We start from the raw sequence: 10,059 nt of genomic DNA on the forward strand, positions 1-10,059 counted from the left end.
TCCGTCACGACATCCCTGTCGTGCCGGCTCTATCAACGAATACTTAAACTAAAAACCGGCCACGCCTTTTGTTTTGACGTTGACCTTTGCGGCACGTTGTTCTTCAGCCGAAAGGAGGAATGTAGGCTAGGATTCGCCGACAAGGACGTCGGCGAAAGAACGGAGGAGCCAGGATGGCGATTGCCGTTCGTTCCGTTAAAGCCGGAATGACGACTTTCGGGCACCTGCGAAGCAGGCTGAAGAACGGTGCCAAGCCCGGATGCAAGGCGGCGGCGATTGAGCCGCCTTGCTCGGACGCCTACGCCAGTGGCTTCATAGAACCACAGATGCTAACTGGCGTACGAAACCTTTCCCCCATCAACCATAAAGCTAGCCGTACGAAACCCTTAACCAAGCAATCATATGCCCTAAAACAACCTCTCCAAATCCGTGGTATACGCCTTCACCACCTGTTCGCCAGCGTTTTTAATCTGCCCAATCACCTGCACCAGCTTGCTGGCGTAGTTCGGGTCGGTCGCATAGCCCGCTTTTTGCAGCGCATGTGCGGCCTGTTCTGGCGTATTGGCACTGGTGACGTTGGCATAGCGTGGATTATTGGTTAGCAACTGCACATAGTCGCTGATGGCTTCAAGGTAAGATCCATACACGCGGAATTTGGCTTTCACTTTATGTGCAACGCCATTTTCAAACTCGGTGGTGGTGATCTCGGTTGTCGGGCCATCCCAACTTTTACCAGCCTTGATCCCAAACAGGTTGAAGCTGCGCGAACCATCGGTCGTCGGAATCTCCCGCTGCCCCCATCCAGACTCCAGCGCCGCCTGCGCCACAATCAGTTGGTGCGGTATACCGCTCTGTTGGCTAACGGCTCGCGCCGCGCCACTCAGCTGAGTGACAAACTCGCCGTTGCTGGTCGGCATCGGCGACCCATTTTGTGGGATACGCGGCATCGCTCGACGCATCACCTGCTCAAGTGCACGAACAGGCATGCTTTGAATCGTCTCTCCGTCTAACGCCATTGGCGTTGTGCCCACGCTGTCAGGAATTGACGTTTTATTACCGGAAAGCTGCTGTACCAGCATATCGGCAATGCCGAGGCTACCGGACATATCCTGTGCGATCTGCTGGTCATACATCGAGGTATACAGCTTCGTTTGTTCCGTACTCAGTTCCCCATCCTGAGGCAGCGCAGCACGCATACTTTTCAGCATCATTTGAACAAACATGCCTTCCATCTGCTTGGCGGTTTCACGGATAGCCTTATCCGATCCAGCCGCCGTATGACGTTTCAACTGATTTAATGCCTGCGCGTCATACGCGGCGCTACCGAGAGAGAAGCTATCATTCATCAGATAATTTCCAATTTGGCTCGTAGGCAACCGGCGCTCTGCATTGCCTGCAAAATAGACATCAGATCGTTCGGCGTAGCTCCCAGCGCGTTCAGGGTTCGCACGACGCTGTTTAGGTTGGCACTTGAACGCACCTGCTGTAATGAACCTTGTCCTTGCTGAACAGAGATCTGAGTATTTGGCGTCACCACGGTTTGTCCCCCACCAAACGGGGTATTGGGTTGGCTGACGGTATTTTGGCGATCGACCACCACGGACAGGTTCCCTTGAGCGACAGCACAAGAGTCCAGCTCAACGTTGCGGTTCATCACCACCGAGCCAGTTCGTGAGTTGACGATAACCTTCGCATCGAAACTGCCGACAGACACTTCAATATTCTGAATGTTCGCCAACACGCGTACCTGATTGCTGTTGCCCTGTGGAACTAAAACCTGCACGGTGCGAGCATCCAGCGGCGTAGCCGAGCCCATCCCGCCAAAGCGGTTGATTGAATCACTGATACGCTGCGCCAAGCTGAAGTCTTCATCATTGAGCTGCAGGTTAATTACGTTACTATTGCCAAAGGTGCTCTGCACCTCACGTTCTATCGTCGCGCCGCCGCTGATACGGCCCCCCGCTAGCTGATTCACCTGAACACTGCTGCCACCGGCGGATGCACCTGCGCCACCCACCAGTACGTTACCCTGCGCCAAGGCATAGACCTGATTATCCACACCTTTTAGCGGTGTCATCAGCAATGTACCGCCGCGCAGGCTTTTGGCGTTCCCCATCGATGAAACCACCACGTCGATACTTTGACCGGCACGGGAAAATGGCGGAAGTTTGGCGGTGACCATCACGGCAGCCACGTTTTTCAGCTGCATGTTAGTACCCGCCGGTACGGTGATCCCTAACTGCGACAGCATGTTGTTCAGGCTTTGGGTCGTAAACGGCGTTTGCATGGTTTGGTCACCCGAACCATCCAGACCGACAACCAATCCATAACCGATCAGGGCGTTATCGCGCACGCCCTGTACGGTGGTTAAATCGCGGATACGTTCGGCGCTAGCGGTTTGGGTGAACAGGCTTAGGGAAACCAACAGCCCCAGCATCAGCGAAGTCATACGCTGAGCCCATCGTCTAGAGCTATGTTTCATCGTTCTATTCCTTATCAACATATGATCAACCCTTTTATTAATACGGAGAAAGGTTGAGGAAGAACCGCTGCAGCCAGCCCATGTTCTGAGCTTCGTTGATATAGCCACTGCCGACGTATTCGATACGCGCATCAGCCACCTGCGTTGATACCACAGAGTTGCTGCCGCTGATGGTGCGTGGGTTCACGACGCCAGAGAAGCGGATAAATTCGGTGCCCTGATTGATGGCGATTTGCTTTTCGCCCACCACTTTCAGATTACCGTTGGCCAGCACTTCCGCGACGGTCACCGTAATCGTGCCGTTAAAAGTATTGTTGGCATTAGCCCCGCCCTTACCGCCGAATTCGTTGTCGCCAGACATATTCATGTCAGCTCGTGCGTTACCCAACAACCCTTCCAGATAGCGTGGTGCAGTCGCCACTTCGAAACTGGATTTACCGTTACGGCTCGCGTTTGCTGAGGAGCTTTTGCTAGCACTGACGTTTTCCTGCAACGAAATGGTCAACGTATCACCTACGTTGCGTGGACGGCGGTCTTCGAACAGCGGCTGATAGCCATAATTCATCGGCTGCACGCTTTGGAAAATGGATCCATTAGCAACGGTCGGCGCTGCGGGTGCCGGAGAGGCCGTGGTTGCACCCTTCACGATCTGATCGTGCGGAATGTAAGCGCAGCCGGAAAGCATTCCTGAAAGCAATAGAGCCGCACTCAGTGCGGCGATTTTGCATGGCATCAATGCGGGACGAGCAACAGCATTGGATGTCATCACGTTATGCGGCTTGATTGACATACTGCATCAGTCCTTAGAGCTGCGTTAAGCGCTGCAGCATCTGGTCAGACGTTGTCACGGCTTTGCTGTTGATCTCATAGGCACGTTGAGTCTGGATCATGTTGACCAGTTCTTCAGCCACATTCACGTTTGAGGTTTCGACATAGCCTTGATACAACATGCCCGCGCCATTCAGACCCGGAGTGCTTTCGGTTGGCGCACCAGAACTCTCGGTTTCCTGATACAGGTTTTCACCCACGCTCTCCAAACCAGCATCGTTGATAAAGGTCGTTAGGGTTAGCTGTCCAACCTGCGTGGTTGCGGTTTGGCCTTGCTGATTCACGCTAACGATCCCGTCGCGACCGATGGTCAGCTTGGTGGCATTAGCCGGAATGGTGATCGCCGGAACGACCTGAAAACCGCTCGACGTCACGAGTTGGCCGTTTTGGTCCACCTGGAACGAGCCATCACGGGTATAGGCTAGCGTGCCATCCGGCTGCTGCACTTGAAAGAATCCCTGACCTTTAATGGCAACATCACGGCTGTTGTCAGTCTGGGACAGGTTACCTTGGCTATGCAGACGTTCAGTGGCAACCGGACGCACGCCGGTACCGATCTGTAATCCTGAAGGCAGCGTCGTTTGCTCGGAGGATTGAGCCCCCGGCTGGCGTAGCGTTTGGTACATCAAGTCTTCAAATACGGCACGCTGGCGTTTAAAGCCATTGGTGCTCACGTTGGCCAAGTTGTTGGCAATGACGTCCATGTTCGTTTGTTGGGCTTCCAGCCCGGTTTTTGCGATATACAGTGAACGGATCATTCAAACACTCCTTCAGTTATTCAACTCGCTCAGCGGCTATTAACTCAATGACAACAGCTGGTTGGCTTTTTGTTCGTTGTCATCCACGCTGCGAATGACCTTCATCTGCATTTCAAAACGGCGGGCGTTGGCAATCATATCGACCATCGTATCCACGGGTTTGACGTTGCTTCCTTCTAATACCCCAGGCATCAACCGAACTTCGGGGTCGAGCGTCAGCGTAGCGCCGCGTTGCTGCTGCGCTTCTGGCGTCAAATGGAATAAACCATCGTCGCCGTGCGCCATTTCCTGAGACGTGGCTTTAACCAGTTTCAAACGCCCAACCTGAGTGGTGGTGTTTGGCTGATCGCCAGCGCCGAGCGCTGTGATGGTGCCATCGGCGGCAATCGTAATTTCTGCACGATCGGGGATCGCAATCGGCCCGTTATCACCGATCACTAAGTTGCCCTGCGATGTCAGTTGTCCTGCGGTGTTGATCTGCAGGTTACCGTTACGGGTATAAGCTTCAGTACCGTCGGCATTACGCACCGCAAGCCAGCCATCCTGCTGTAACGCCACATCTAACGGGCGCTCGGTGTAATCCAATTTACCCATACTCATGTCATGCATCGGCGTTGACGCCGCGACCAGCGTGCGGGTTTCGATGCTGTCACCCTCAACCGGTACAGCGCGTAAAGCCGCAAGCTGGGCACGAAATCCGGGCGTGCTGGCGTTGGCCATATTGTTGGCCGTGATTGCCTGCTGTTCGAGGGTCTGGCTAGCGGCCCCCATCGCGGTATAAATCGCGTGATCCATAGCATCTGCCTGTTGCCTCTATGCGCCGGCCATCTCGCCAACGCATAGAAGAAGTGGATTAAGGGTAATTAACGTAGGTTGACCAACGTTTGCAGGATCTGATCCTGCGTTTTGATGGTTTGAGCGTTGGATTGGTAGTTACGCTGCGCCACAATCATGTTGACGAGCTCTTTACTCAGATCCACGTTGGATGCCTCAACGGCGCCGCTGGTCAATGCCCCTAACCCACTGGCCCCCGCCACGCCAACAATCGCCTGACCCGATGTGGCACTCTCTTTCCACATGTTGTTGCCTTCAGACTGAAGACCCTCTGGGTTGGCAAAGTTTGCCATCACGATTTGCGCCAATAGCTGAGTTTGCTGGTTAGAGTAAGTGCCCGTAATGGTGCCATCGTCGTTGATCTGATAGCCGGTCATCTCACCTGCTGCATAACCGTCTTGAGATTTGGCGGTAACGCCATCTTTACCGGTGTTTTGTTGCATAGAGCCGGTGAAAGTTAGGTTGAAGTTTTGCGCTGGAGCGCCGTTGTTAGCCGCCATGTTCAGCGCCAGAGGCGTACCTGGATTTTGCAGCGTACCGTTCTGGTCAAACTCCAGTTTGCCTGCGTTTTGAGGTGCTGTACCTGCAGCGGCTGCGCTGTCGACGCTATAAACCGTCCATGGCGTAGTCGTACCCGTCGCCGGTGGCGTGGCTGCCACTGGCGCACCTTTCACGAAATAAAGATTCATATTGTGGGTATTCCCCAAAGAATCATAAGTCGTAATAGACGTTGCATAGGTGTAGGAATCAACATCATCAACTTTGAACGGTGAGTTCTTTGGCACCTCATGCGATGAGTTAAGGTTCATACTCATGTTGCCTGAGCTGCTGGCTTTAGCCGGCATCATGCCCGTTGGGATCTGAATCGGTGAAGGCTGTGCGCCCTGCTGGATAGTGGGAGGCGAACCTGCCGCTGGATAACCTGTCAGGAAAACGCCCTGCGCATTGGTCAAGAAGTTGTCCTGATTCTTGGTGAATTGGCCGTTACGCGAGTAGTAAACGCCACCGTTAGCGTCCTGCATACGGAAAAAACCGTTGCCGCTGATCGCCACGTCTAAACCACGGTTAGTGGTGGTGGTAATACCATCGGTAAAGTCCTGCTGTACGCTAGCAACTTTCACGCCTAGCCCCACTTTTGAACCCGCGAACATGTCGGCAAAGGTCACAGAGCCAGATTTAAAGCCTACGGTTTGCGAGTTAGCAATGTTGTTGCCGATAACGTCAAGGTTACTGGCCGCAGCGTTCAAGCCGCTGACTGCTTGGTTAAATCCCATGTGAAGTCCTATCTCTAGAGGTCAAAAAACGTTCATCAGCAAAAATCTGAGCTGCTGATAATGATGGAGTCAACGCTGTGGCTACAGGATCTGGCGCACGTCGTCGAGTGTGGCGGTGCCCGCCATGCCGAGTTCCAGCAACGCGCCGTTACCGTTTTTGGTCACTCCGTTCACCATGCCAAAGTGCAGCGGCTGAACGACCATCTGCTGACCTTGGTTGGTCGCGCTCACGCTAAAGGTGTAGGCTCCATTTGGCACGTTGGTGCCATCGGTTTGTGTGCCGTCCCACGTATAGCTATGAACACCCGCCGTTTGCGTGCCCAAATCAATTTGTTTAACGACCGCACCATTGGCGTCGCTGATGGTAACCACCACGCTCTGAGCGCCACTTTCCAGCTCAAAACCAAACGGTGTGGTACTGGTGGTGGTTGCACCCTCTTCTTTCCCTGCCAAAATGTTTTTGCCGGGGATCATCACGCCATGACCAATGAGGCTGCTGGCCTGTAACGACTGATTGCTGTTAATTTGGCCGGAGATAGAACCCAACGTGGTGTTGAGCTTTTCAATGCCGCTAACGGTGTTGATCTGCGCCAGTTGGCTGGTCAGCTCATTGTTTTGTAGCGGATTGGTCGGATCTTGGTTTTTTAGCTGCGCAACCAAAAGCGTCAGGAAGCTGTTGCTTAAATCCTGGCTGTTTTGGCTGGTTAAACTATTGGTGCCGTTGGTTTTGTTGGTTGCGCTGGAATTATCAACCGGATCGTTAAGCGAGACAGAAACTGCCATAGCTCCTCCTGTTATTGGCCAAGCGTTAATGTTTTCATCATTAACGACTTGGTAGTGTTGAGGACTTCTACGTTGGCCTGATAGCTGCGAGAAGCGGCAATGGAGTTCACCATCTCACCGACCACGTCAACGTTAGGCATCCGCACATAGCCTTTGGCATCGGCTAACGGATTGCCCGGTTGGTACACCAAACGCTCTGGCGACGGATCGTCAACCAGCTGCGATACTTTTACGCCGCCGGTTTCCTGTCCTGGTGCGGCTTGCACTTCAAACACCACCTGCTTGGCGCGGTAGGGTTCGCCATCGGGTCCGGTCACACTGTCGGCATTCGCCATATTGCTGGCTGCCACGTTCATACGCTGCGACTGTGCCGCCAGCGCCGAACCGGAAATATCAAAAATGTTGAGCATCGACATGGTCGTTATCCTTGTTGCAACACTGACATCATGCTTTTGATCTGCCCGCTGATAACGGTCAGATCGGTTTGATAGCGCAGGCTGTTATCAGCGAATTGCGTACGCTCGCGGTCCATATCGACGGTGTTTCCATCCAGCGATGGTTGATCGGGGACGCGGTAGAGCATATCCAGTTCAGGCGGCTGAAAACTCTGGGCAGGAATATGGCGGCTTGAGGTGGGTTTTAGCTCGACACCGCTGCCATTAACACGCCCTTGTTCGATCGCGCGCGTAAGCTGTGAGGAAAAATCGATATCTCTGGCCTGAAAGCCTGGGGTATCTGCGTTGGCGATATTGGCAGCCAGGATTTCCTGACGCTGTGCGCGTAGGTTTAAAGCTTCTTGCTGAAAACGTAACGCGGCATCCAGTTTATCGAGCATACCTTCTCCGCTAAGTAAGTTAGGACGGGCTGCCACGGCATAAACCGGCTGACAGATCGTCAAGAATGACAATTTGGAGCGGATAGCATAGACGTGGAGAGATACAGACGATGGGAGGAATAAGCGCAAAATGCAGCGCTATTTGTGGCCTTTATTTTCTGGCTAAGCAGATAGACTACGAGCCTGAGTTTAGAATTTTCACGCTGTAATACGTTAATTCCACCCGGTGGAGGCCCTATGCGTTGCGATTTAAAGAAATGGCCATTTTTCCTGACCAGCGTTTTGCTGACGGGCTTTTTCTTGCCCTCGGCACACGCAGATTCAGCGCTGCAAGAGGGGCTAACGCAGTATTTCGGCCAACAGTTCACCGCTGCGAATCAGCAAGTAAAAGTGAATATCCGCTCACCGCAATCGCAGTGGCCAACGTGTGAAATACCCCAGTTTTCTATGCCATCCTCGGCGCGCCGCTGGGGAACGCTGAGCGTGTTGGTGCAATGCCCGCAGGATAAGCGTTATCTGCAAGTTGAAGTTCAGGTCACGGGAGGCTATCCGGTAGCGAGCGCACCACTCAGCCGTGGGCAGCATATTAGCGCGGCAGATTTCAGCATCATGCAGGGTCGTCTCGATCGTCTTCCTACCGGTAGCATTATGGAAATAAGCCAGTTAGATAACGCGGTATTGACGCGTGATTTAGCGGCCGGTCAGCCGGTGACGGCATCGATGATGCGCCGTACATGGATCATTAAAGCCGGACAATCGGTACAGATTTTAGCGCAGGGTGACGGCTTCAACGTGACCAGCGAAGGGAAAGCGCTCAATAATGCGGCGATTGCCGACAACGTTCGCGTTCGTTTAGCCTCTGGACAAATTATCAGCGGCAAAGCCACCGAACAGGGAACTATTGAGTTGCTAATGTAGTCATTTCTCGTACCAAAATGACTTTTTCACGCTTAGGTGAAAAAAAGCTGCAATAAATCGAGCGAAATAGACAGTTTTAGCTAAAGTTATTGGCTTCTAAGCCGATGGTACAGACAGACAGAAACACGTTGCCGTAGCGTTCAATCAGAGAACGGACTCACGCCAACTAACCAGTGAGATAATGACAATGAGCATAGATCGCACCCATTCGCTGAGCGGTGTTAGTCCGATTCAGCCAAGAGAAGCATCCGAAATCCAGCAGCAAAAACGCAAAGAGGCCACAAGCCAACCTGCGGTTGATGGCACTCAGGTTAAGCTGAGCGATGCGCAATCACGCCTGATGCAGCCGAATGGCCAAGATATCAACGTTGAACGCGTTGAAGCATTGAAACTTGCCATTCGTAACGGTGAGCTGACCATGGATACCGGCAAAATCGCCGATGCGCTGTTACAAGATACGCATGATTTATTGAAATCAAACGACTGACAGGTAGTCATGACTATGCCCGGAACGTTAGACGTGCTGCAACAAATGTTGGATACCCTGAAAACGCTTGAAGTTGAGCTTGAAAACGAACAGTCACTCCTGTGTGCCGGTCGTGTAGACGCCGTGCGTTTGCAGGCCGCCACGCTGGAAAAAGAGAATCTGCTCGCCACGCTTCGCCATCAGGAACAGCATCGTCATCAAACCGGCGACCAAGCCCCCTATTCAGAAAATAGCGACCTCGCTCCTCTTTGGCAGACCATCATGGATCTCACGCAGAGATTACATGATATGAATCAGCACAACGGTATGCTGCTCAACCAGCATCTCACCCGCAATCAGGGGGCGCTCGACACGTTAAAAAGCCGCCACGGACAGTCCCTGTATGGCCCCGACGGACAGGCTCAGAGCGGGATGATAACGGGTAGGAAGTTGAGTATTTAGTCGAGTGTGTATGTCATTACGGTTTAAGGTTTCGTACGCCTAATGTACTGAAATCTACATGAGAACAGTTAAGGTTTCGTACGCCTAAGGCACCGAATTATACATGCACTCCGTGCAGGCGTCCGAGTCGGGGGGCCAGTCGCTGCCCCCCGACACCCCAGCTTGGCACCGTCCTTCAGCCTGCTTCGCAGGTACCCGAATGTCGTCATTCCGGCCTTAACGGAACGAACGGCAATCGCCATCCTGGCTCCTCCGTTCTTTCGCCGACGTCCTGTCGGCGAATCCTAGCCTACACTCCTCCCTTCGGCTGAAGCACAACGTGCCGGAAAAGGTCAACGGCAAAAGAGAAAGACCACACTCTGTTTTTATCTTTTTAATTGTTTATGTCTTGGTAGGGAGAGCCGCCGGTACAGGGATGT

At 53.1% G+C, this 10,059-nt stretch carries 13 protein-coding genes; 4 read left to right on the forward strand and 9 right to left on the reverse strand.

Annotation, left to right across the window (positions count from 1 at the left end; translation table 11 throughout):
* Positions 1–210 (forward strand): hypothetical protein (locus HMPREF3091_RS22760; protein WP_210403585.1); only part of this gene is annotated, 210 nt, incomplete at its 5' end.
* Between the two features lie 197 nt (positions 211–407).
* Here the strand turns inward: HMPREF3091_RS22760 and flgJ are convergent.
* The 9 genes from flgJ to flgB all read right to left on the reverse strand — a co-directional run bounded on the left by flgJ (position 408) and on the right by flgB (position 7,794).
* A complete protein-coding gene (gene flgJ, locus HMPREF3091_RS21775; RefSeq protein WP_008813843.1) occupies positions 408–1,346 on the reverse strand; it encodes a flagellar assembly peptidoglycan hydrolase FlgJ in 939 nt (312 codons plus the stop codon).
* Positions 1,346–2,449 (reverse strand): flagellar basal body P-ring protein FlgI, encoded by a 1,104-nt coding sequence (locus tag HMPREF3091_RS21780; RefSeq protein WP_004092139.1) that lies wholly within the window; start codon positions 2,447–2,449, stop codon positions 1,346–1,348. The genes flgJ and HMPREF3091_RS21780 overlap by 1 nt, the downstream gene beginning before the upstream one ends.
* A gap of 70 nt (positions 2,450–2,519) precedes the next feature.
* Entirely contained in the window at positions 2,520–3,248 is a 729-nt protein-coding gene (locus tag HMPREF3091_RS21785; RefSeq protein WP_139146242.1) for a flagellar basal body L-ring protein FlgH, read from the reverse strand.
* A 37-nt stretch (positions 3,249–3,285) separates the two neighbouring features.
* Entirely contained in the window at positions 3,286–4,068 is a 783-nt protein-coding gene (gene flgG / locus HMPREF3091_RS21790; protein WP_004092136.1) for a flagellar basal-body rod protein FlgG, read from the reverse strand.
* Positions 4,069–4,107: 39 nt separating this feature from the next.
* On the reverse strand, positions 4,108–4,863 hold the full coding sequence (locus tag HMPREF3091_RS21795; protein ID WP_004092132.1) for a flagellar basal body rod protein FlgF: 756 nt from the start codon (positions 4,861–4,863) through the stop codon (positions 4,108–4,110).
* 68 nt (positions 4,864–4,931) lie between these two features.
* Complete coding sequence (flgE, locus tag HMPREF3091_RS21800; RefSeq protein WP_070719093.1) at positions 4,932–6,176, reverse strand: flagellar hook protein FlgE; 1,245 nt, start codon at positions 6,174–6,176, stop codon at positions 4,932–4,934.
* A gap of 81 nt (positions 6,177–6,257) precedes the next feature.
* Positions 6,258–6,959 (reverse strand): flagellar hook assembly protein FlgD, encoded by a 702-nt coding sequence (gene flgD, locus HMPREF3091_RS21805; RefSeq protein ID WP_004092128.1) that lies wholly within the window; start codon positions 6,957–6,959, stop codon positions 6,258–6,260.
* Positions 6,960–6,970: 11 nt separating this feature from the next.
* Positions 6,971–7,375, reverse strand: coding sequence for a flagellar basal body rod protein FlgC (gene flgC, locus HMPREF3091_RS21810; RefSeq protein WP_004092125.1), 405 nt, complete (start codon positions 7,373–7,375; stop codon positions 6,971–6,973).
* Positions 7,376–7,380: 5 nt separating this feature from the next.
* The gene (flgB, locus tag HMPREF3091_RS21815) at positions 7,381–7,794 is read right to left on the reverse strand and encodes a flagellar basal body rod protein FlgB (protein ID WP_004092123.1); all 414 of its coding nucleotides are present in this window, start codon (positions 7,792–7,794) and stop codon (positions 7,381–7,383) included.
* A 237-nt stretch (positions 7,795–8,031) separates the two neighbouring features.
* Here flgB and flgA point away from each other — a divergent pair, with 237 nt between their 5' ends.
* The 3 genes from flgA (at position 8,032) to HMPREF3091_RS21830 (ending at position 9,640) form a co-directional block, all read left to right on the forward strand.
* Positions 8,032–8,712, forward strand: a complete 681-nt coding sequence (gene flgA, locus HMPREF3091_RS21820; RefSeq protein WP_070719095.1) for a flagellar basal body P-ring formation chaperone FlgA — start codon at positions 8,032–8,034, stop codon at positions 8,710–8,712.
* A 187-nt stretch (positions 8,713–8,899) separates the two neighbouring features.
* Positions 8,900–9,199, forward strand: a complete 300-nt coding sequence (gene flgM, locus HMPREF3091_RS21825) for a flagellar biosynthesis anti-sigma factor FlgM (protein WP_008813850.1) — start codon at positions 8,900–8,902, stop codon at positions 9,197–9,199.
* A 15-nt stretch (positions 9,200–9,214) separates the two neighbouring features.
* Entirely contained in the window at positions 9,215–9,640 is a 426-nt protein-coding gene (locus HMPREF3091_RS21830) for a flagella synthesis protein FlgN (RefSeq protein ID WP_246840041.1), read from the forward strand.
* The last annotated feature ends 419 nt before the right edge of the window (positions 9,641–10,059 follow it).

The organism is Hafnia sp. HMSC23F03 (assembly GCF_001816025.1).
GTDB classification, from domain to species: domain Bacteria; phylum Pseudomonadota; class Gammaproteobacteria; order Enterobacterales; family Enterobacteriaceae; genus Hafnia; species Hafnia paralvei.

What these genes read in the sequence shown, in the direction of transcription:
- flgJ (WP_008813843.1), bottom strand. Translation starts at nt 1,346, where the DNA reads ATGAATGATAGCTTCTCTCTCGGTAGCGCCGCGTATGACGCGCAGGCA.
- HMPREF3091_RS21780 (WP_004092139.1), bottom strand. Translation starts at nt 2,449, where the DNA reads ATGACTTCGCTGATGCTGGGGCTGTTGGTTTCCCTAAGCCTGTTCACC.
- HMPREF3091_RS21785 (WP_139146242.1), bottom strand. Translation starts at nt 3,248, where the DNA reads ATGACATCCAATGCTGTTGCTCGTCCCGCATTGATGCCATGCAAAATC.
- flgG (WP_004092136.1), bottom strand. Translation starts at nt 4,068, where the DNA reads ATGATCCGTTCACTGTATATCGCAAAAACCGGGCTGGAAGCCCAACAA.
- HMPREF3091_RS21795 (WP_004092132.1), bottom strand. Translation starts at nt 4,863, where the DNA reads ATGGATCACGCGATTTATACCGCGATGGGGGCCGCTAGCCAGACCCTC.
- flgE (WP_070719093.1), bottom strand. Translation starts at nt 6,176, where the DNA reads ATGGGATTTAACCAAGCAGTCAGCGGCTTGAACGCTGCGGCCAGTAAC.
- flgD (WP_004092128.1), bottom strand. Translation starts at nt 6,959, where the DNA reads ATGGCAGTTTCTGTCTCGCTTAACGATCCGGTTGATAATTCCAGCGCA.
- flgC (WP_004092125.1), bottom strand. Translation starts at nt 7,375, where the DNA reads ATGTCGATGCTCAACATTTTTGATATTTCCGGTTCGGCGCTGGCGGCA.
- flgB (WP_004092123.1), bottom strand. Translation starts at nt 7,794, where the DNA reads ATGCTCGATAAACTGGATGCCGCGTTACGTTTTCAGCAAGAAGCTTTA.
- flgA (WP_070719095.1), top strand. Translation starts at nt 8,032, where the DNA reads ATGCGTTGCGATTTAAAGAAATGGCCATTTTTCCTGACCAGCGTTTTG.
- flgM (WP_008813850.1), top strand. Translation starts at nt 8,900, where the DNA reads ATGAGCATAGATCGCACCCATTCGCTGAGCGGTGTTAGTCCGATTCAG.
- HMPREF3091_RS21830 (WP_246840041.1), top strand. Translation starts at nt 9,215, where the DNA reads ATGCCCGGAACGTTAGACGTGCTGCAACAAATGTTGGATACCCTGAAA.